This is a genomic window from Achromobacter sp. JCM 18799, assembly GCF_055395645.1.
In genome coordinates this window covers 1,319,679-1,339,545 of record NZ_AP043866.1, presented here as the reverse complement: position 1 = coordinate 1,339,545, position 19,867 = coordinate 1,319,679, and the positions used below count along the sequence as shown (strand labels likewise).

At 67.9% G+C, this 19,867-nt stretch carries 17 protein-coding genes; 15 read left to right on the top strand and 2 right to left on the bottom strand.

The genetic code is table 11. The annotated features are described in order from the left end of the window. Positions 1 to 35: 35 nt before the first annotated feature. The 8 genes from ACZ5YA_RS06390 (at position 36) to ACZ5YA_RS06355 (ending at position 10,282) form a co-directional block, all read left to right on the top strand. Positions 36 to 1,163, top strand: coding sequence for a metallophosphoesterase family protein (locus ACZ5YA_RS06390; RefSeq protein WP_118932063.1), 1,128 nt, complete (start codon positions 36 to 38; stop codon positions 1,161 to 1,163). Beyond that, entirely contained in the window at positions 1,160 to 3,784 is a 2,625-nt protein-coding gene (locus tag ACZ5YA_RS06385) for an AAA family ATPase (RefSeq protein ID WP_059380057.1), read from the top strand. Before ACZ5YA_RS06390 ends, ACZ5YA_RS06385 begins: the two co-directional genes overlap by 4 nt. A gap of 373 nt (positions 3,785 to 4,157) precedes the next feature. Continuing rightward, positions 4,158 to 5,039 (top strand): DMT family transporter, encoded by an 882-nt coding sequence (locus tag ACZ5YA_RS06380; protein WP_059380058.1) that lies wholly within the window; start codon positions 4,158 to 4,160, stop codon positions 5,037 to 5,039. A 159-nt stretch (positions 5,040 to 5,198) separates the two neighbouring features. Next, a complete protein-coding gene (locus ACZ5YA_RS06375) occupies positions 5,199 to 6,380 on the top strand; it encodes an acyl-CoA dehydrogenase family protein (RefSeq protein WP_059380059.1) in 1,182 nt (393 codons plus the stop codon). Further along, complete coding sequence (locus ACZ5YA_RS06370; protein ID WP_059380060.1) at positions 6,377 to 7,060, top strand: TetR/AcrR family transcriptional regulator; 684 nt, start codon at positions 6,377 to 6,379, stop codon at positions 7,058 to 7,060. The genes ACZ5YA_RS06375 and ACZ5YA_RS06370 overlap by 4 nt, the downstream gene beginning before the upstream one ends. After that, the gene (locus ACZ5YA_RS06365; protein WP_251879929.1) at positions 7,053 to 8,108 is read left to right on the top strand and encodes a hypothetical protein; all 1,056 of its coding nucleotides are present in this window, start codon (positions 7,053 to 7,055) and stop codon (positions 8,106 to 8,108) included. The genes ACZ5YA_RS06370 and ACZ5YA_RS06365 overlap by 8 nt, the downstream gene beginning before the upstream one ends. Before the next feature lie 24 nt (positions 8,109 to 8,132). Continuing rightward, positions 8,133 to 9,275 (top strand): CaiB/BaiF CoA transferase family protein, encoded by a 1,143-nt coding sequence (locus ACZ5YA_RS06360; RefSeq protein WP_059380062.1) that lies wholly within the window; start codon positions 8,133 to 8,135, stop codon positions 9,273 to 9,275. Between the two features lie 41 nt (positions 9,276 to 9,316). Next, complete coding sequence (locus ACZ5YA_RS06355) at positions 9,317 to 10,282, top strand: Bug family tripartite tricarboxylate transporter substrate binding protein (RefSeq protein WP_059380063.1); 966 nt, start codon at positions 9,317 to 9,319, stop codon at positions 10,280 to 10,282. Positions 10,283 to 10,316: 34 nt separating this feature from the next. Here ACZ5YA_RS06355 and ACZ5YA_RS06350 read toward each other — a convergent pair whose 3' ends face one another. Both ACZ5YA_RS06350 and ACZ5YA_RS06345 read right to left on the bottom strand, forming a co-directional pair. Then, complete coding sequence (locus tag ACZ5YA_RS06350) at positions 10,317 to 11,198, bottom strand: hypothetical protein (RefSeq protein WP_059380064.1); 882 nt, start codon at positions 11,196 to 11,198, stop codon at positions 10,317 to 10,319. A gap of 457 nt (positions 11,199 to 11,655) precedes the next feature. Further along, on the bottom strand, positions 11,656 to 12,636 hold the full coding sequence (locus tag ACZ5YA_RS06345; RefSeq protein ID WP_059380100.1) for a Bug family tripartite tricarboxylate transporter substrate binding protein: 981 nt from the start codon (positions 12,634 to 12,636) through the stop codon (positions 11,656 to 11,658). A gap of 559 nt (positions 12,637 to 13,195) precedes the next feature. On the opposite strand from ACZ5YA_RS06345, the gene ACZ5YA_RS06340 reads away from it, so the two are divergent. The 7 genes from ACZ5YA_RS06340 to ACZ5YA_RS06310 all read left to right on the top strand — a co-directional run bounded on the left by ACZ5YA_RS06340 (position 13,196) and on the right by ACZ5YA_RS06310 (position 19,791). Beyond that, on the top strand, positions 13,196 to 16,111 hold the full coding sequence (locus tag ACZ5YA_RS06340; RefSeq protein WP_464092203.1) for a monovalent cation/H+ antiporter subunit A: 2,916 nt from the start codon (positions 13,196 to 13,198) through the stop codon (positions 16,109 to 16,111). Beyond that, positions 16,111 to 16,455 (top strand): Na+/H+ antiporter subunit C, encoded by a 345-nt coding sequence (locus ACZ5YA_RS06335; RefSeq protein WP_013394081.1) that lies wholly within the window; start codon positions 16,111 to 16,113, stop codon positions 16,453 to 16,455. Before ACZ5YA_RS06340 ends, ACZ5YA_RS06335 begins: the two co-directional genes overlap by 1 nt. Then, complete coding sequence (locus tag ACZ5YA_RS06330; protein WP_059380066.1) at positions 16,452 to 18,083, top strand: monovalent cation/H+ antiporter subunit D; 1,632 nt, start codon at positions 16,452 to 16,454, stop codon at positions 18,081 to 18,083. Before ACZ5YA_RS06335 ends, ACZ5YA_RS06330 begins: the two co-directional genes overlap by 4 nt. Then, complete coding sequence (locus ACZ5YA_RS06325) at positions 18,083 to 18,565, top strand: Na+/H+ antiporter subunit E (protein ID WP_059380067.1); 483 nt, start codon at positions 18,083 to 18,085, stop codon at positions 18,563 to 18,565. Before ACZ5YA_RS06330 ends, ACZ5YA_RS06325 begins: the two co-directional genes overlap by 1 nt. Further along, a complete protein-coding gene (locus ACZ5YA_RS06320; protein WP_013394078.1) occupies positions 18,562 to 18,843 on the top strand; it encodes a K+/H+ antiporter subunit F in 282 nt (93 codons plus the stop codon). Before ACZ5YA_RS06325 ends, ACZ5YA_RS06320 begins: the two co-directional genes overlap by 4 nt. Next, a complete protein-coding gene (mnhG, locus tag ACZ5YA_RS06315; protein WP_059380068.1) occupies positions 18,840 to 19,181 on the top strand; it encodes a monovalent cation/H(+) antiporter subunit G in 342 nt (113 codons plus the stop codon). Before ACZ5YA_RS06320 ends, mnhG begins: the two co-directional genes overlap by 4 nt. Positions 19,182 to 19,311: 130 nt before the next feature. Continuing rightward, the gene (locus tag ACZ5YA_RS06310) at positions 19,312 to 19,791 is read left to right on the top strand and encodes a hypothetical protein (RefSeq protein ID WP_118932060.1); all 480 of its coding nucleotides are present in this window, start codon (positions 19,312 to 19,314) and stop codon (positions 19,789 to 19,791) included. The last annotated feature ends 76 nt before the right edge of the window (positions 19,792 to 19,867 follow it).

The following is a 19,867-nucleotide window of genomic DNA, read 5'->3' as shown; positions in this document are numbered from 1 at the left end:
GCCGCGGCAGGGGTCTTGCTCTTACAATTCCGCGCATGACCCATTTCCTGCACACCGCCGACTGGCAGATCGGCCGACAATACGGCCAGTTTGAAACCGACGACGCCGCCATGCTGGCCGAGGCGCGCTTCGACGTCGTGGCCCGCATCGCCGCGCTGGCGGCCGAACGCGGCGTGGACGCCGTGCTGGTGGCGGGCGACGTGTTCGACACGCAGGGCGTGTCGGACCGCACGATACGCCGGCTGTTCGCGGCCATGGCCGCTTACGCCGGGCCTTGGGTCATGATCGCCGGCAACCATGACGCCGCGCTGGCCGACAGCGTCTGGAGCCGGGCGATGCAGCTGGGCTGCATTCCATCCAACGTGCATGTGCCGCTGCGCACCGGCGTGGTCGATCTGGCGGCGATCAATCTCGCCGTGCTGGCCGCGCCCCTGACGCAACGCCATACCTACGACGACGTGACCCAGGCCTTCGACGCGCTGGAAACCGAAGCCGGCCGCATCCGCGTGGGCCTGGCGCACGGCAGCGTGGCGGGCCGCCTGCCGGACACCATAGACGCCACCAATCCCATCGCCCCGGACCGTGCGGCGCGCGCACGCCTGGACTACCTGGCGCTGGGCGACTGGCACGGCTGCCTGTCCATCGACGAGCGCACCTGGTATGCCGGCACGCCGGAGCAGGACCGCTTTCGCGGCAACGAGCCCGGGTACGCGCTGCATGTGCGCATCGACGCGCCGGGCGCCACGCCCGCCGTCGAGCGGCTGGCCACGGGCAAGTACCGCTGGTCGGCCTGGACGGAAACGCTGAGCCTGCCCTCGGACGCGCAGGCGCTGGCCGCGCGCATGGCAGCGCTGCGTGCGGAAGATGTCCTGCGGCTGGAAGTGCAGGGGCACGTCAACATGGAAACCTGGGAGGCGCTGCAACGCGCCGTGGACCAGGCCGCAGCGCAAGTGCGCGCGCTGTTGCCGGACCTGTCCGGCCTCATGCTGGAACCGGACGAAGCCGACCTGGCTGAACTGCGCGCCAGCGGCTACGTGGGTGAAGTAGCGGCGCAATTGCAGGCGCTGCAGGCCGATCCGGACCAATCCGCGGTCGCTGGCGAGGCATTGCGGCTGCTGCTGCGGTTCCAACGCGAAAGCGCCGCGCCGGGAGCCGCCAAATGAAGCTGTCGCGCATCGCCCTGGAAGAATTCCGCAAGTTCCGCCAGCCCATGGCGCTGGAGGGGCTGCAGGATGGCCTGAACCTGTTCGTGGGCCCGAACGAAGCCGGCAAGAGCACCGTGGCCGCGGCCATCCGTTCCGCCTTTCTCGAACGCTACAGCACCAGCAAGGTCGCCGACCTGGCGCCGCACGGCGAGTCCGGCGCGCGGCCCAGCGTGGAACTGGAGTTCACGCATGCCGGGCACAGCTACGTCCTGAAGAAGCAATTCCTGTCGCGCGCCCGCTGCGAACTGCTGATCGATGGCGGCGCGCAGCGCCTGGACGGCGAAGAAGCCGAAAACGCGCTGGCCGCCTTGCTGGGCTTTGAACTGCCGGGACGCGGCCAGAGCAAGCCGGACCTGGCGGGCATACCCGGCCTGTTGTGGATCCAGCAGGGCGACGGCCAGAACCTGCAGGAAGCGGCCGGCCATGCGGGCGCGCATCTGCGCGAAGCCTTGACGCAACTCTCCGGCGAACTGGCTTCGGGCGATGGCGACCGCCTCTACGAGCGCGTGGCCGCTGAGCGCGGCGCGCTGCTGGACGCGCGCAATGGCCGCCCCAAGGGCGCCTACAAGGAAGCCGAGGACGCGCTGGCGCGCGCCGCGGCCGAACGCGACGAATGCGCGCAGGCCATGGCGCAACTGAACGCCGACGTGGATCGCCTGGCCGAATTGCGTCGCGACCACGAGCGCGCCCAGGCCGGCGAACCCTGGAAGGACTTCGAGGCCAAGGCGGCCGAAGCGCGCGCGCGCCTGGCCGCCCTGGCCAAGGAGCGCGAAGCCTTCGACGGTCTGCGCCGCGAACAGGCGCAGGCCGCGCAGACGCTGGCGCTGTTGCAGGACCAGGTCCGGCGCGACCAGCAGGACGAGGCCGAACTCCAAGCCCTGGTCCACGAGGCCCGCGCCGCGCGCGCCCGGGTCGAGGCCGCGCGCGAACCGCTGGCGCGAGCCCAACAGCAGCGCCAGGCGCATGCCGCCGCGATGGACGCAGCGCGCCAGCGCGTCACCGCGGTACAGGCCGTGGCCGACCGGCGCGACCTGGAGCATCAACTGGTCCAGCTGGGCGCGGAGATCGAACGCCTGGACGGCGCATTGAATGAAGTCACCGCATTGATCGAGCAGGGCTCCGCGCTCAAGGCCGAGACCATGCGGCTCGAAATCGCCGACGCCGACATGGAAGCCTTGCGCAAGCGCGAACGCGAACTGGCCAATCTGCAATTGCAGCAGCAGGCCAGCGCCACGCGCCTGTCCTATCAGCTGGAAGCGGGCGGCCGGGCGCTGTTGGACGGCCGGATGCTGAGCGGCGCCGACGAGGTCTTGCTGACGGCAGCCGCCGAACTGGAACTGCCGGGCGTCGGGCGCTTGCGCATCGAGCCGGGCGGCAAGGACCTGCCCGCGCTCAAGCGCGAAATCGACGCGGCCCGGGCGGCCAGCGCGGCCTTGCTGCAACGCCTGGACGTTGAAAGCCTGGCGCAGGCCGAGCAACGCCATGCCCGCTACGGCGCCTTGCTGCGCGAACTGGAAGGCATGCGCAAGACGCTGGGCATCCATGCGCCCAAGGGCGTGGACGTGTTGCGGGGCCAGCGCGATGACGCGCTGGCGCGCCGCGCGCAATTGCAAGAACGACTGGACAAGCTGCCGGCTGCGCCCGCAGCGGACGGCGGCGATCTGCCCGCGGCGCTGCAGTCCCTGCGTGAAGCCGAGGCGGTTGCGGCGCAGGCCGAAACCGCGCTGGCCGCCGCGCAGCGCGCCATGGATACCGACGGCGCGCGCGCCCAATTGCTGGAAAACCAGGCGGCGGCGCGCAATGCCGAACTTCAATCACCGGAGCGCGCAGCGCAACGGCAGGCCCGCGCGGGCCGGCTTGCCGAAGCGCGCAGCAGCCACGACGAGCTGGAGCGCCGCGTACGCGACGCGCAGGCGGCACTGGCTGGCCACCGCCCCGAATTGGTCGAACAGGATGTGCAGCGCTACGAGAAGTCCGCCGCCATCGAGCGCGAGGCGCAGCACAAGCGCCACGGCGAAATCCTGCAGTTGCAAGGCAAGCTGGACCAGGCGGGCGCCCAGGGGCTGGGCGAACGCCTGTCCGAGGCCGAGGCCGCCTGCGAACGCCTGGAACGGCGGCGCGCCGACTTCGCCCGCCGCGCCGCTGCGCTGGAACTCCTGCAAAAGCTGCTGGCGGACAAGCGCGCCGCGGCCACGCAACGCCTGCAGGCGCCGCTGGCGCGCCGGTTGAACCACTACCTGGCGCTGCTGTTCCCCGAAGCCGACCTGCGGCTGGACGATGCCTTGTTGCCCATGGCGTTGCGCCGCGCCGGTGGCGAGGACCAGCTGTCCGCGCTCAGCTTCGGCACGCGCGAACAGCTGGGCATCCTGGCCCGCTTCGCCTATGCCGACCTGCTGCGCGAAGCAGGGCGGCCGACGCTGCTGCTGCTCGACGACGCGCTGGTCCACACGGACGACATGCGGCGCGACTTCATGAAGCGCGCGCTATTCGACGCGGCCACGCGGCATCAGATCCTGATGTTCACCTGCCATGGCGAAGCATGGCGCGACATGGGCGTGGAGCAGCGGCGCATCGCTTGACCGCGCCGCGCGCAGCCGGTAGGCTACGCCCCATGCCTGACCACACGCCCTTCGCCGATTTCGCATCCGCTGCCTGCGCAGCGGATACGCGTGCGCGTGTGCTGTCCCGGCGCTCCGCAGTTTCCCCCGGTTTTTCTCCTGTCGTGTCCACGGTGGTATCGCCGCCGGTCGCGCCGCCTTGCGGCGTGGTCTCGGGCGCTTACCCGCCTTGCGCGGTCGTCGTCGGCTGACGCCGTCCGCAACGCGACTCCAGTCCTCTTTTCAAAAGCTGCGCCAGACGTCCTGATGCGTATTGCATCCGTCTAGCGCATGCCTATGCCCGCTCGCGCGGGCGGGGCTGGAGCCTGTTCATACCCCGACAGGTAGAAACCTCATGTCTTTCGATAGATCCGCGTGGACCTCCTATGGCTCCACTTCCTTGTTCGTGCTGCTGTGGAGCGGCGGCGCGATTTTCGCCAAATGGGGGCTGTCCCATGCCTCCGCCTTCGGCTTCCTGCTGTTGCGTTTCATCCTGGCGTTGGCCGTGCTGCTGCTGTTGTGCGCATGGCGGCGGCGTTGGCTGCCAGCGCCGGGCACGCGCCTGACGGTGGCGGCCACGGGCCTGCTGCTCATCGGCGGCTATTCCATCTGCTATCTGCTGGCGCTGGACCACGGCATCACGCCCGGCGTGCTGGCCACGCTGCTGGGCGCGCAGCCCATCCTGACGCTGGCCGTGATGGAAAGGCGCTATTCATTGCCGCGCCTGGCGGGCCTCGGCCTAGCCTTGTGCGGGCTGGTGATGGTGGTCTACCAGAGCATAGGCATGGCGCGCTTCTCCGCGGCCGGCATGGTCTACGCGCTGGCCGCGCTGCTCTGCATGACCAGCGGCGCCATGCTGCAGAAGCGCGTGCGCCAGACGCCCATGGACGTCATGCCGCTGCAGTACCTGGTCAGCCTGGCGCTGTGCCTGCTGTTCGTGCCGTTCCAGCCCATCCGGGTGGAGTGGGTGACAGGCTTCATCCTGCCGCTGATCTGGATGGGCCTGGTGATTTCGGTGGGCGCGACCCTGCTGTTCTACCGCATGATCCAGGCCGGCAACCTGGTCAACGTCACCAGCTTGTTCTATCTGGTTCCGGCCGGCACGGCGGCGCTGGATTACCTCATCCTGGGCAACCGGTTGTCGGCGTTGAGTCTGGGCGGGATGGCGGCGATCCTGCTTGGGCTGATGCTGGTGTTGCGCAGTCCGGCGCCGGCGGCGAAAGCGGCGCAGACCTGACTGTTGCCTATTGAGGCATGACCCCGCGGGCGGACTTCGGTGCACCCGCGGGACAACTCCTTGTGTTGCGGGTTTTCCCTGGGTATCGGAGAAAAATACCAAGTAGTATGTTCTCATCCAGTCGATTAAATACTCGTTAGTATGTTGCTGGAGACAATGATGTCCGTGATCTGGAATCCCTCGCTCGACCCGCAAGCAAGCGCCTGGCGCGACAAGGCCGCAGACTTGACCGCGCAGGCGTTTGCGCCGGCCGCCGCCGCCATAGACCGGGAACAGCGCTATCCCGTGGAGCATCTGGCGCCGTTGCGGGAAAGCGGAATCTCGGGACTCTTCATCCCGGCCGAGTACGGTGGCGCAGGGGCATCGCTGACCTCGCTGGTGGCGGTGGTGGAAGCCGTGGCGCAGGGCTGCGCCTCCACGGCCGCCATCCTGGCGGCGCTGTCGCTGGGCGCGTTTCCGGTCATCCTGGGAGGCTCCGCCGAACAGAAGATGGTGCTGCTGGGCGGCTTGGCGCGGGACGGCCACGCGGTCAACTTTGCCCTGAGCGAGCGCGGCGCGGGTTCGGATGCGGCAGCCCTGTTGACCACTGCCGTGCCTGAAGGCGACGGGTGGCGCATCCGGGGTGAAAAATGCTGGCTGGGCAATGGCGGGCATTCGCGCCATTTCATCGTGTTCGCCCGCACAGGCGAGCCTGGCGCGCGCAACAACATCAGCGCGTTCGTGGTCGACCGCGATGCCAGCGGCGTAGTGGTGGACCACTACGAAGACAAGATGGGCATACGCGGCACCACCACCACCAACCTGAAACTGGACACCTGGGTCGGCGCGGAGAGCGTGGTCGGAACGCTGGGAGAAGGGCTGAAGCTCGCCTTGGCGACCCTGAGCATCGGCCGCGTGGTGGTGGCTGCCCAGGCCAATGGCATCGCCCTGTGCAGCTATGCCGAGGCGCGGGACTTCGCGGTGGGGCGCCAGACTTTCGGGCGCAGCATCATCGACCACCAGGGCGTGGGCTTCAAGCTGGCCGACGCCGCCACCGCGTTGTCGTCGTCGCGGATGATGACCTACGAGGCGGCGCGCGCCTACGACGCCGGGCAGGACATCGGCACGCTGGGCGCGATGGCCAAGCTGCTGGCCAGCGAAACCTCGCACAGCGTGGTGGACGACGCGATGCAGATCCTGGCCGGGCGCGGCTACGTGAAGCCCAGCGCGGTGGAACGCTGCTACCGGGACCAGCGCATCACCGAAATCTACGAAGGTACCTCCGAAATCCAGCGCGTGGTCCTGGCCCGCGCCATCAAGAAAAGCGCAGGCGCCGCGGCGCAGCGCCGGGAGTTCGCATGAAAGCCAAGACTGCCATTCCTTATGACGAGATGCCGCTGCGGCAAGTGGAGTTGCTGGATGCTGCCGCGCATGCCTTCACCGAGATGGGATTCGCGGCGACCACGATCGATTCGGTCGCCGACCTGATCGGCGTCACGAAAGGCAGCGTCTATTACTACTACCGCAGCAAGACCGACCTGTTCTTCGCCGTGCACCGGCGCGCGATGCAGTTGAACCTGGACACGGTGACGCCGCTGGCGGAGGACGCCGCCGCGTCGCCGCCCCAGCGGCTCTGGAACATGGCCCATGCCCACACGCATCTGATGATGGCGCATCTGCCATACCAGCGCGTCACCGTGCAGGGCGTCGAACTGCACCTGGCCGGACGCACCACGGCGGGCCAGCGCGCCGAACTGGAAGAACTGGTGCGGCAGCGCGACCGCTACGAGTCGCTGTTCCGCAGTGTGGTCGAGGCGGGCATGGCGACCGGAGACTTCCGGCGAGGCCCGCCGGCCTTGCAGGTCAAGCCGCTGCTGGGTGCCTTGAACTGGACCACCATGTGGTATCGCCCCAGGGCCGGGGAATCAGACGCGGATCGCGAGGCCATTGCGCGCGACATTGCGGATTTCGCCGTCGCGTCCATGCAATCCCTGCTGCCCGGTTCCGTGGCGGTTCCTACTGGAGTGAATGGCCATGCATGAAATGCAATCCGAGGAACGCGGCTGGCGCGCGGTTTCCGAGTGGTATCACGCGTTCTTCACCGGCATCGTCCTGTCGGCCGTGACGCGCCGCGGCACGGCGCGCGCGGCTGAACTGGTCTACGAGATCTTCTGCCGCCAGCGCAACGAGCGCTTCCTGCCAGGCCTGAAGAAGCTGGGCATCGCGCATCTGCCGCCCGCGGTCGCGGCGGCTCAGTACCACTATCTGTCCAACCATATCGGCGGCGTGGCGGTGCAGTACATGCACGAGTCCGACCGCAAGGCCTGGATACGCTATTCCGCGCCGCGCTGGATCTGGTCGGGCACCGCGCTGTGCGCGATACCGTCGGAGGTGTCGCGCGCCATGCTGGCGGGCTGGCATGCGCAGAACGGCGTTTCGCTCAACAATCCGCGGCTGGGTTTCGTGTGTACCAAGCAGGCGGTCGACGGCCAGTCGGGACTGGAGGGCTACTACTACGAATACGACCGCGACCTGCAGCCGCACGAACGCCTGCGCTTTAGCCGCAATGAGGACGCGCCCGATTTCGACGCCGCGGCCGCGCCGACGCTGCCCACCGTGGATTGGCCCGCGACGCGCCTGGCCAAGGCCAGCCGCAACTACGCCATGGAGTACGTGCGCAGCGCCTTGCCCGTGGCGGTGAACCTGTGGGGGCCGGAGGAAGCGACCGGGCTATTGCACCTGACCGGACGAATGATAGGCATGCAGTTCTATCACGAGACGGCGCGGGCGCTGGGCGTGGAGCAGGATGGCTCCGCGCTGCAGTTCGGGCGCTTCATGGCGGCGCTGGCGCAAGCGCAGGGCGACGCGTGCGAGTTGAGCGAAACGCCGGAAGGCGTGCGCGTGACGCAAAAAGGCTGGAACCTGATGGACGCCGTGGCCGATGCGCACCCTTGCGTGGCGCAAGCCTGGAACGGCCTGCTGGAAGGCGCGCTGGATGCGCACAACCACCGGCTTGCGCTGCGCATGAGCACGCAGGCGGGCGCGCAGGGCAGGGAATTCAACTGGCTGATCGCCCGCGCCTCGGCCTGACCTTGGATTCGAAGGAGACAGACTATGCATAGCAGCGATGCCGGCGGCGCGCTCGCCGGCCTGCGCGTCATCGACGCGTCGCGCGTCCTGGCAGGGCCATTCTGCGGCCAGATGCTGGGCGACCACGGCGCCGACGTGATCAAGATCGAGTCGCCGGAAGGCGACGAATGCCGCGGCTTCGGCCCGCCGTTCGTGGATGGCAGTTCGGCCTATTTCCGCGCCGTGAACCGCAACAAGCGCAGCATGGTGCTGGACTTGAACAGCGAGGCCGGACGGGAGACGTTCTGGCAACTGCTGGAAACGGCCGACGTGCTGATCGAAAACTTCAAGGCCAGCACGCTGCGCAGTTGGGGCGTGGCCGAACCGTCCGCCATCACCGAGCGCTTTCCGCGGCTGGTGCATTGCCGCATCACGGGTTTCGGCGACGATGGCCCGCTGGGCGAATTGCCAGGCTACGACGCCGCCGTGCAATCCATGGCCGGCCTACTCAGCATCAACGGCGAGGCGGGCGGCGAACCCCTGAGGCTGGGCGTGCCGGTGGTGGACCTCACTACCGGCATGAACGCCGCGATTGCCGTGCTGTTGGCCCTGCAGGCCCGGCACCGCACGGGGCGCGGGCAGATGGCGGACGTGTGCCTCTACGATTCCGCCGTGTCGGTGGCGCATCCGTTCCTGGCCAATTACCTGGCGTCGGGCAATACGCCGCGGCCCAGCGGCAACGGGCATCCCAACATCGTGCCCTACAACGTCTACCAGACCCGGACCTGCCCCTTGTTCATCGCGGTCGCCAACGATCGCCTCTTCACCAAGCTGTGCGCGCAGCTGGGCATTGCCGGCATGGCGCAGGACGAGCGCTACAAGTCCAACGGGCAAAGAGTCGTCAACCGCGAAGCCGTGGATGCGGCGCTGGCCCAGGCGTTCGCGCAGGTCGATGGCGAGGCGTTCGGCAAGCAGTTGCTGGCGCAGAACGTGCCCGCCGCACCGATCCTGGACATGGCATCGGTGGCCGCGGCCGCCCATACCGAACATCGCCAAATGGTGGTCCGGCGCGACGATTATCACGGCCCGGGCATACCGATAAAGCTGTCCGGCACGCCGGCGGCCATACGCCGAGGCCCGCCGCGCCTGGGCGAAATGAATGCCACGACACCGCCGTCAGAGCGGTAAGGCAAACCAGGCAGTACCCATAAAACCAGGAGACTACGCCCATGAAAACGATTCGATTCGCGCTGTTGACGTGCGCCTTGCTGAGCCTGTCCGCGCAGGGCGCGGCGCAGGCCGAACCCTATCCGGGCGACAAACCCATCAAGATCGTCGCGGCCTTCTCGCCGGGAAGCGCCACCGACACCAGCGCCCGCATCATCGCGGAAGAACTGCGCCGCGATTTGAACGCCAACGTGATCGTCGAGAACAAGCCCGGCGCCCAAGGCCTGATAGGCACCGAATACGCGGTGCGTTCTCCCGGCGATGGCTACACGCTGACGATCTCCAGCAGTTCGTTGAACTCGATCAATCCGGGGCTGTTCAAGAAGCTGCCCTACGATGCGCAGAAGGACTTCAGCCACGTGTCGCGCTTGACCACCATGCCCATGCTGCTGCTGGTTCGCGCGGATGGCCCGTACAAGGACTTGGCCACGTTCGTGAAGAAAGCGGCCTCGGGCTCCTTGAACTACGGCTACGGTTCCCCGGGCGGGCAGGTCGGTGCGGCGGCGTTCAACCGCATTGCCGGCGTGCGCGCGGAAGGCGTGCCGTACAAGAGCCAGCCCCCGGCGCTGACGGACCTGGCGGGCGGGCAGGTCGATTACGTGATGGCGGACCTGTCGGTCGCGACTCCGTTGCTGCGAGGCGGCAAGCTGCGGGCGCTGGCCATCAGCACCGAGCGCCGGCTGCCGGACCTGCCGGATGTGCCGACCTTTGCCGAAACGGGATATCAGGATTTCGACCTGGTGGTGTGGGTGGGCCTGGCCGGTCCCGCCGGCATCCCCCAGCCGATCCTGGAGCGCTTGAACAAGGCGGTGAACGAGGCGCTGGCGCGTCCCGAGGTACAGCAGAAGTTCGCCACCCTGGGCATGACGGCCGCGCCGAACACGCAGGCGCAACAGCAGGCGTTCGTCGAGGCGCAGCTGGGCACCTGGGGCCGCCGCATGCAGGAAGCGAACATCAAGCCGGAATAGGCGGCATTGCGCCCTGGCTGCGCCGGGGCTGCCGCTATGCGTAGACGGCGCTGTCCTGGCCGTCCCAATGCCCGCTGACCAATTGCTCGGGCCGGCTCTGCGCGACGACCCGCGCGCAGGCGGCCCAGGCGTCCAGGCGGACGCTCAGGCCGGCGTAGATGCCGTGGCCCGCGCCGGCTTCGATCACGCCTTCGGCCTGTACGCCTTCGCCTGCCCGGATCGCGCCTTCGGCGCGGATGTCCTCGCCGGCGATCAGGCCCCAGCCGGAAGCAAGGTGCTCGCCGCACTGGATGGAGCCGCCGGCCTGGATGCCGCAGGCGGCGTCGATTTCCTTTTCGGCGCGCACGTCGCCGCCGGCCTTGATGCCCTGGCCACATTTGATGGCGCCTTGCGTCTGGATGTCCTGTCCGGCATGCAGGTGGCCGGTCACGGCCAGGTCCTGGCCGGCGCAGATGTCCCATTTGGCGCGCACGTTGCCGCCGCAATCCAGGCGCGTGGCGGTTTCGATGCCCCAGTCGGCGCTGACGTCGCCGCCCGCGCGCAGATTGCCGCCGCAGGCGATGTTGGCGCTGGCGGTGATGTTTTCGCCCGCCTGGATGGTTTCGCCGGCGCGGATGCCGCCGCCGGTGACGATGCTGCGGCCGGCGCGCACCACGCTGTCCACGTTGATGCCCATGCGCACTTCCAGCGTGCCGGCGAAGACGATGGCATTGGCATCGACCGAATCCAGCCGCAACACCGCGTCGGTGGGGCCGAACTGGTCCAGCAGCCAGCAGGCGTCGCTGACGCGGCCGTCAGCGACCAAGGCGTCAAGCACGGCCTGGTAGTCTCCCTGGCCGTTGTGGTCGCGGATGAACCATTTGTAGCCGCCCGCGCAGGGGTTCTTGGCTTTGACGAAGTTCTTGGTGAGTTGCATGGCGCTTGGAATAGGTCGGTGCGTGGCCTGGCCGCAAGCCTCCGTTGGCGTTGCGGATAGAGGGACGAGACGCGGAGCCCGGCCACGCGGCAGGGCGTCCGCCGGCCGGCAGCAAGGCTGCCGGATGCGCGGATGTGCGCAGGCAGCCGGCGGCGGGCCGGTGCAGGAATCAGAAAGGGGGAAAGCGGGCGATTAGCCGGGCTTGGAGCGGGCGTAGGCGGAGCGCGCGGCGACTTCCTGCGAGCTCAACAGGGTCGAGCGCAGGGCGCAAAGCGCGCAGGCGGCGCAGGGAGGGGGAGAAAGATGGGATCGCACGGTCGCACATGCTACCACCGGGACGATTGCAGTCAAGCGCGGCCCTTGGAACGATGGTGGTGGAAGAAGCGAAAAAAAACCGGCCTGGGAAACAGGCCGGCCTCGGGGCGCCGGACTGGGCCGGCGCGTTGTGCGCTAACGATCAGTTGGTCGACTGGATGTTGCGTTCCTTGGCGATGCGCTGGCGCAGTTCCAGCTCGCGCTTGATCTGGGCGGCGTATTCGGCGGGCGTGTTGCCGTCCACCAGCGAGCCGCCGTCGGCCAGGCGCTGCACGATCTTCGGATCCTTGAGCGCCTTGACGGTGGCGTCATGGATGCGGTCGATCACGGCCTGCGGCGTGCCGGCGGGCGCGACCAGGCCGTACCAGGCCATGTTATCCATTTCCGGCAGGCCGCCTTCGGAGAAGGTCGGCACGTCCGGAAGCGCCGGCAGGCGCTTGGGCGCGGCCACGGCCAGGGCGCGCAGCTTGCCGGCCTGGATGTGGGGCATGGACGAGGGCAGGTTGTCGAACTGCGCGTTGACCTGGCCGGCGATCACGTCGTTGAGGGCCGGGCCCGAACCGCGGTAAGGCACATGCACCATATCCGTCTTGGTCAGCGACTTGAAGAGTTCGCCGTCCAGGTGGCCGATGCCGCCCGCGCCCGAGGATGCGTAGGCGTACTTGCCGGGATTGGCCTTGAGCAGGGCGATGAATTCGGCCAGGGTCTTGGCCGGCACCGCCGGGTTCACCGTCAGCACGTTGGGGACGTTCACCATATTGGTGATGGGGACGAAGTCCTTCAACGGGTTGTACGGGTTCTTGGGGTTGGTGGCCGGGTTGGTGGCCATGGTGCTGACGGTGGCCACGCCCAGGGTGTAGCCGTCAGGCGTGGAGCGCGCCACGGCGTCGGCGCCGATCGAGCCGCCGCCGCCGCCGCGGTTTTCGACCACCACGGCCTGGCCGAGCTCACGGGTCAGGCCTTCGGCGACGATGCGCGCCACGATGTCGGTAGTGCCGCCCGCGGCGAAAGGTACGATCAGGCGGATGGGCTTGTTGGGGTAGGGGTCGGCTGCTTGCGCGGCGGTGGTGAGGCAGAGGCCGGCGATGGCGGCGGCCAGGACGGCCTTGGCTTGGGACAGCATGGTCAAGAGTCTTCTCCAGATTATTTGAATTTCCGACCCGGCCGGCTTCTTGGGCCGGCGTCGGTGAAGCCTGCCGCGCCGGGATGCTGGCTTGGCGGAGCCTCGTGGGCGCCATTCCACACAGTAAATTTCCGCCGGTCAACCCGGATAGACCCTGGCTTGTCCAGGGTTATTTTTTTATGGCGCCGTTGCCCGAAGAAGACGGGAATAGACCAAAAAATCCAATGCTGACAAAGATATGAACAGCTTCGGGAATATTTCAATTGCGCAAGGATTGCGCATCGATCTTGCCGTCATCCGCATCGTAAACACATAAATCTCTGCATAACTTACAAGAATCTGATATTTTTCGTATGAGATTCTTGGCCGGTCTTGCAAGAAAGCTATTGCGTTTGTTTCTGTCTGCGCCGTTCAATGGCGTTGGTTGATGTCCCCCGCGGGGCAACGTGTAGTGCAGCGACGCACCGGGCCAGGGTTCCGTCCGTTTTTCAATCCCCGGTCTGTTCGTCTTTCGCTGCCTTGCGCTGGCGGGAGGGGGCCCGGACACTCTCGGAACGCCATGTCGCTGATCCTGATCCTCGCTCTGCCGTTCGCCGGCAGCCTGTGCGCCGCGCTTCTGCCATCCAACGCCCGCAATGCCGAGGCGTGGCTGGCGGGCCTCATCGCACTGGTCTGTGTGGTGCTGGTCATCAGCCTCTATCCGGACGTCGCCAACGGCGGCGTGGTCCGCTTCGACATGCCCTGGGCGCCCGCGCTGGGCCTGCAGTTCACCCTGCGCATGGACGGCTACGCCTGGCTGTTCGCGCTGATCGTCTCCGGCATGGGCGCGCTGGTGGTGCTGTATGCGCGCTATTACATGTCGCCGGAAGATCCGGTGCCGCGCTTTTTCTCCTTCTTCCAGGCCTTCATGGCCGCCATGCTGGGCGTGGTGCTGTCGGGCAACCTGATCCAACTGGTCATGTTCTGGGAAATGACCAGCCTGGCGTCCTTCATGCTGATCGCCTACTGGCATCACCGCCTGGACGCGCGCCGCGGCGCGCGCATGGCGCTGACGGTCACGGGCGGGGGCGGGCCGTGCCTCCTGGCCGGGGTGCTCATCCTGGGCCATATCGTCGGCAGCTATGACCTGGACCGGGTGCTGGCCGCGGGCGACCTGGTGCGGGCCGACCCCTGGTATCCGGCCGTCCTGATCCTGGTGGCGCTGGGCGCGCTGACCAAGAGCGCCCAGTTTCCCTTCCATTTCTGGCTGCCCAATGCCATGGCGGCGCCCACGCCGGTATCCGCGTACCTGCACTCGGCCACCATGGTGAAGGCCGGGGTGTTCCTGCTGGCGCGTTTCTGGCCGGTGCTGTCGGGCACCGACGAATGGTTCTGGATCATCGGCGGGGCGGGGCTGATCACGCTGGTGCTGGGCGCCTATGCCGCCATCTTCCAGCAGGACATGAAAGGGGTGCTGGCGTACTCCACCATCAGCCATCTGGGGCTGATCACGCTGCTGCTGGGCCTGAACAGCACGCTGGCGCTGGTGGCCGCCATCTTCCACATGATCAACCACGCCACCTTCAAGGCCTCGCTGTTCATGGCGGCGGGCATTGTGGATCACGAGACCGGCACGCGCGACCTGAGCCGTTTGTCCGGCCTCTACAAGGCCATGCCGATCACCGCCACGCTGGCCATGGTGGCGGCCGCCTCGATGGCGGGGGTGCCGCTGCTCAATGGCTTCCTGTCCAAGGAAATGTTCTTCGCCGAGACCACCTTCGTCAGCGGCGACCGCATCACCGAGATCGGCCTGCCGCTGGTGGCCACTATCGCGGGTGCGTTCAGCGTGGCCTATTCGCTGCGCTTCATCCTGCAAGTGTTCTTCGGCCCGCCGGCCACCGACCTGCCGCGCGCCCCGCACGAGCCGCCGCGCTGGATGCTGTTCCCCAGCGCGCTGCTGGTGGCGATCTGCCTGCTGGTGGGCGTGGTGCCTGGCCTGACGGTCGGCCCGTTCCTGGCGACCGCGGCCCAGAGCATCCTGGGGCAGGACATGCCCGAGTACAGCCTGGCCGTCTGGCACGGCCTGAACCTGCCCCTGGTCATGAGCCTGGTCGCGACCACGGCCGGCGTCCTGCTCTATCTGGCCCTGCGCGCCCACCAGCGCGCCAATCCGGGCCGGGTGCCGTTCATCTACCGCCTGGACGGCCGCCGCAGCTTCGAGGCGCTGCTGGACGGCTCCAGCGTGGCCGCGGCCTGGCTGCTGCGCTGGCTGGCGTCCTCGCGCCTGCAGGTGCAGATGCTGCTGATCGTGCTGGGCACGCTGTTCGTGGCCTGGCTGCCGCTGCGCGCGGGCGGCTGGCTGGATGGCGCCGGCCGCATGACGCCGATCGATCCGGCCTTCGCGCTGTTGTGGCTGGTGGGCGCGGGCTGCGCGCTGGCCGCCGCCTTCCAGGCCAAGTACCACCGCCTGGCGTCGCTGGCGCTGGCCGGCGGCGCAGGGCTGATCACCTGCCTGACCTTCGTCTGGTTCTCGGCGCCCGACCTGGCGCTGACCCAGCTGTCGGTCGAAGTCGTGACCCTGGTGCTGTTGCTGCTGGGCCTGCGCTGGCTGCCGCGGCGCATCGCGCAGGATGAAGACGAAAGCCTGAAGGTCACGCTGCGGGCCCGCGGACGCCGCCTGCGCGACCTGCTGCTGGCGGGCGCCGCCGGCACCGGCATGGCCGCGCTGGCCTACGCGGTGCTGGTGCGGCCGCAGGGCGACACCATTTCTTCGTACTTCGTCGACCGCGCGCTGCCGGACGGCGGCGGCACCAATGTGGTCAACGTGATCCTGGTGGACTTCCGCGGCTTCGATACCTTCGGCGAGATCACGGTGCTGGGCATCGTGGCGCTGACCGTCTACGCGCTGCTGCGCCGCTTCCGTCCGGCCGCCGAAAGCGCGGACCTGCCGCGCCAGCAGCTCGACCAGGATGGCGGCGTGCCCGACGCGCCGGACATCAAGTCGCTGGTGCCCGCCGGTTCCATGATGGTGCCCACCGTGCTGGTGCGCCTCTTGCTGCCCACCGCCGCGCTGATTTCCGTGTACTTCCTGCTGCGCGGCCACAACGAGCCGGGCGGCGGCTTCGTCGGCGGATTGATCTTCGCCACCGCCGTCATCCTGCAATACATGGTCGGCGGCGTGTACTGGGTGGAGTCGCGCAGCCGGCTCAACCCGCAGCATTGGATCGGCCTGGGCCTATTGTTCGCCGGCGCCGCGGCGGTGACCGCGTGGCTGGCCTACAAGCCCTTCCTAGCGGCGCTGTCCTGGGATCTGGCGTTGCCGCTGATCGGCCACGTGCACCTGTCCAGCGTGCTGCTGTTCGACCTGGGCGTCTACATGCTGGTCGTGGGATCCACCGTGCTGGTGCTGGTGGCGCTGGCTCACCAATCGCTGCGCGCGCAACGCAAGGCCGCCGCCGAAATCCAGGCGGCCGCCGCACAAACAGGGGAAGCCTGATGGAATTGATATACGCCATCGCTATCGGTGTCTTGGCTGGCTCGGGCGTCTGGCTGCTGCTGCGGCCGCGGACCTTCCAGTTCATCATGGGCCTGTCGCTGGTTTCCTATGCGGTGAACCTGTTCATCTTCGGCATGGGCCGGCTGACCTCGGGCCGTCCGCCCGTGGTCGATCCGGCGGTGGCCCATGATCCTTCCTGGTATGCGGATCCGCTGCCGCAGGCGCTGGTGCTGACGGCCATCGTGATCGGCTTCGCCACCACCGCGCTGTTCCTGGTTGTGCTGCTGGCCTCGCGTGGCCTCACGGGTACCGACCACGTTGATGGACGGGAGTCCCAATCTTGAATTTTTGGCTGCAACACCTGCCCGTATTGCCCATCATCACGCCGCTCGCGGCGGGCGCGGCGATGCTTCTGCTGGCGGATACCCGCCGCTATACCCGCGGCGCCATTGCGCTGGTTTCGACCCTGGGCCAGCTGGCCGCCGCCATCGCGCTGCTGGTGGTGGCGGGCGGCGGCGTACCCGGCGTCTGGCCCGACGGGGTAGGGGTCTATCTGGTGGGCGACTGGCCCGCGCCTTTCGGCATCGTGCTGGTGGTCGACCGCCTGGCCGCGGTGATGCTGACCCTGACCGCGGTGCTGGGACTGGCTACCTTGGTCTATGCGCTGGCGCGCTGGGACCGCGCCGGTGTGCATTTCCATTCGTTGTTCCAGTTCCTGCTGATGGGCCTGAACGGCGCGTTCCTCACGGGCGACCTGTTCAACCTCTTCGTATTCTTCGAGGTGCTGCTGGCCGCGTCCTATGGCCTGTTGCTGCACGGCTCGGGCGTGGCGCGCGTCAGCGCCGGCCTGCAGTACATCGCGGTCAACCTGGTGGCCTCGTTCCTGCTGCTGATCAGCATCGCGCTGATCTACGGCGTGACCGGCACGCTGAACATGGCGGACCTGGCGGTGCGCGCCGGCAACCTGGCGGGCGCGGACCGCATGCTGTTCGAGGCGGGCGCAGCCATCCTGGGCGTGGCCTTCCTGGTCAAGGCGGGCGCCTGGCCGCTGAACTTCTGGCTGGTCAAGGGCTACGGCTCGGCCGGCGCACCGGTCGCGGCCATGTTCTCCATCATGACCAAGGTCGGCATCTACGCGCTGCTGCGCATCGGCTCCTTGCTGCTGCCCACCGGCGCGCCGGCGGCCTTCAGCCTGGACTGGATGTTCGCGGCGGGGCTGGCCACGCTGCTGTTCGGCGCCCTGGGACTCCTGGCGACCCAGCAGTTGGAAAAAATGGTCGGTTACTGCGTGATCGTATCGGCTGGCACGCTGCTGACCGCGCTGGGCATGCCGGGCGTGACGCTGACGGGACCGGCGCTGTTCTACCTGCTCAGCTCCGTGCTGACCACGGGCGCGTTCTTCCTTTTGGCCGAACTCATCGAGCGCACCCGCAGCTTCGGCGCCAACGTGCTGGCGGTGACCCTGGACGCGTTCGACCTGGACGATCCGGCCTCGCTCAACCGTTCCGACGACGTGGTGGGCGTGGCCATTCCCGCGGCCATGGCCTTCCTGGGCCTGGCCTTCATTTCCTGCGCCTTGCTGGTGACCGGCCTGCCGCCGCTGTCGGGCTTCGTCGCCAAGCTGTCGCTGCTGTCAGCGGCGGTGTCGGCCGCCAACGAGTCGGCCGTGCCCATGGACGCATGGATATTGGTGGCCGCGGTGCTGCTGTCGGGGCTGGCCGGCCTCATCGGCCTGGGCCGCACCGGCATCCGGGTGTTCTGGGCCAGCGATGACCGCAGCACGCCGCGCCTGCGCTTGATCGAAGCCGGGCCCGTGGCGGTGCTGTTGCTGCTGTGCGTGGGCCTGGCGGCCGGCGCCGGCCCCGTGTCGGCCTATCTGGACGATGCGGCGCGGTCGCTGGACCAGCCCAAGTCCTACATCGACGCCGTCATGTCCGCGCAGACCGTGCGCGGCCTCAAGGGAGGAAGCTGATGCGCCGTCTCTACTTCCTGTTCCTGCCCGTCTACCTGTTCGTCCTGTGGCTGGTGCTCAACCAGAGCGCGTCCGCGGGCCAGATCGCGCTGGGCATCGCGCTGGCGCTCTGGTTCACCTGGGCCGCCTCCCGCCTGCGGCCGCTGAAGGCCAAGCCGCGCCGCCTGTGGAAGGCGGTCCCGCTGTTCCTGCATGTGACCGCGGACATCATCAAATCCAATATCGCCGTGGCGCGGCTGATCCTGAATCCGCGCCGCAATGACTTTTCGCCCGGGTTCATCATGATCCCGCTGACCATGCGCGACCCGCACGGCCTGGCGATGCTGGCCTGCATCGTCACGTACACGCCGGGCACCGTCTGGGTGGACCTGACCGACGACCATTGCCTGAAGCTGCACGTGCTGGACCTGCAGAACGAGGGCGACTGGATCAAGCTGGTCCAGGAACGCTACGAGCGCCCGCTGAAGGAGATTTTCGAATGAACAACATACTTTATTGGGCGGCGTCCTTCGCCTTGCTCTGCTTTGCGCTGGGCATGGTCTTCGCCGCCATCCGGCTGCTGCGCGGTCCCACCGCGCAGGACCGCGTGCTGGCCCTGGACACGCTGTACATCAACGGCATGCTGACCATGCTGGTGTTCGGCATCCGCTCCGGCACCTCCGTGTATTTCGACATTGCGCTGCTGATCGCCTTGTTCGGCTTCGTGGGCTCCACCGCCATGGCGCGCTTCCTGCTGCGCGGCGAGGTGATCGAGCCATGATCGACGCCCAGATCCCGCTGTGGGCCGCCATACCGGCCAGTGTCCTGCTGGTGTTCGGCGGCCTGCTTGCCCTGACCGGTTCGGCCGGCCTGCTGCGCTTCCGTACCTTTTATGCCCGCATCCATGCGCCTACCTTGGGCAACACCATGGGTTGCGGTTGCGTGCTGGCGGCGTCGATCCTGGTGTTTTCGGCGCTGTCGTCGCGGCCTGTGTTTCATGAAGTCATCATCACGCTGCTGCTGATCGTGTCTTCGCCCGTGACCGCCATGCTGCTCATGCGCGCCGCAACCTACCGCAATCGCCTCAGCAAGGCCGACGCCGAGCGCGACGCTAGCTAAGGCGACAGGCAGGGTATGTTGCGTCGCGGCAATTGAAACGTAGTCTTACGATTTCATGTCGCTGGACATGTAGCGGAAGCGTCATCGTGGGATAGTGGGTAACGGTTCAATCAACTTCAAGGAGCTGACCATGACTACACGACCCATGCATGTCAAACGCCTCGCGGCGACGCTTTGTGCCGCTGGCCTGATGTTGGCCGCGGGAGCGGTCCACGCGGCTGATGCGACCGGCCGCGGCTCAGCTCAGTCCCAGTATCAGCAGGATGTGGCGGCATGCAAGAGCGGCGCCACCGGCCAGGACCAGGCCGCCTGCATGCGCGAAGCCGGCGCGGCGCGCCAGGAAAGCGGCCGCAACAACCTCAAGGACGGCAGCAACGACCAGTTGCAGCAGAATATGCTGGACCGCTGCAACCGCCTGCCGGCCGCCTCGCGCCAGGACTGCGTGACGCAGATGACCTCGCCCACCAATGTGCGCGGCAGCGTGCAGGGCGGGGGCGTGCTGCGTGAAACCGTGATCCAGGTGCCGGCCGACACCGTGCCGCCCGCGGCCGGCGCGCCGGGCATGGCGCCGGCGCCCGGGGCGCCCATGACCTCGCCGGTACGCCAGTAAGCGACAGCCGGAACAAGGGCCGCCAGGGCGGCCCCGCTCGGACCTCCAGGGGCGCAGCCGCCGCCACATTCAGGCA

Coding starts and splice junctions, on each gene's coding strand:
- ACZ5YA_RS06390 (WP_118932063.1), top strand. CDS start 36: ATGACCCATTTCCTGCACACCGCCGACTGGCAGATCGGCCGACAATAC.
- ACZ5YA_RS06385 (WP_059380057.1), top strand. CDS start 1,160: ATGAAGCTGTCGCGCATCGCCCTGGAAGAATTCCGCAAGTTCCGCCAG.
- ACZ5YA_RS06380 (WP_059380058.1), top strand. CDS start 4,158: ATGTCTTTCGATAGATCCGCGTGGACCTCCTATGGCTCCACTTCCTTG.
- ACZ5YA_RS06375 (WP_059380059.1), top strand. CDS start 5,199: ATGTCCGTGATCTGGAATCCCTCGCTCGACCCGCAAGCAAGCGCCTGG.
- ACZ5YA_RS06370 (WP_059380060.1), top strand. CDS start 6,377: ATGAAAGCCAAGACTGCCATTCCTTATGACGAGATGCCGCTGCGGCAA.
- ACZ5YA_RS06365 (WP_251879929.1), top strand. CDS start 7,053: ATGCATGAAATGCAATCCGAGGAACGCGGCTGGCGCGCGGTTTCCGAG.
- ACZ5YA_RS06360 (WP_059380062.1), top strand. CDS start 8,133: ATGCATAGCAGCGATGCCGGCGGCGCGCTCGCCGGCCTGCGCGTCATC.
- ACZ5YA_RS06355 (WP_059380063.1), top strand. CDS start 9,317: ATGAAAACGATTCGATTCGCGCTGTTGACGTGCGCCTTGCTGAGCCTG.
- ACZ5YA_RS06350 (WP_059380064.1), bottom strand. CDS start 11,198: ATGCAACTCACCAAGAACTTCGTCAAAGCCAAGAACCCCTGCGCGGGC.
- ACZ5YA_RS06345 (WP_059380100.1), bottom strand. CDS start 12,636: ATGCTGTCCCAAGCCAAGGCCGTCCTGGCCGCCGCCATCGCCGGCCTC.
- ACZ5YA_RS06340 (WP_464092203.1), top strand. CDS start 13,196: ATGTCGCTGATCCTGATCCTCGCTCTGCCGTTCGCCGGCAGCCTGTGC.
- ACZ5YA_RS06335 (WP_013394081.1), top strand. CDS start 16,111: ATGGAATTGATATACGCCATCGCTATCGGTGTCTTGGCTGGCTCGGGC.
- ACZ5YA_RS06325 (WP_059380067.1), top strand. CDS start 18,083: ATGCGCCGTCTCTACTTCCTGTTCCTGCCCGTCTACCTGTTCGTCCTG.
- ACZ5YA_RS06320 (WP_013394078.1), top strand. CDS start 18,562: ATGAACAACATACTTTATTGGGCGGCGTCCTTCGCCTTGCTCTGCTTT.
- mnhG (WP_059380068.1), top strand. CDS start 18,840: ATGATCGACGCCCAGATCCCGCTGTGGGCCGCCATACCGGCCAGTGTC.
- ACZ5YA_RS06310 (WP_118932060.1), top strand. CDS start 19,312: ATGACTACACGACCCATGCATGTCAAACGCCTCGCGGCGACGCTTTGT.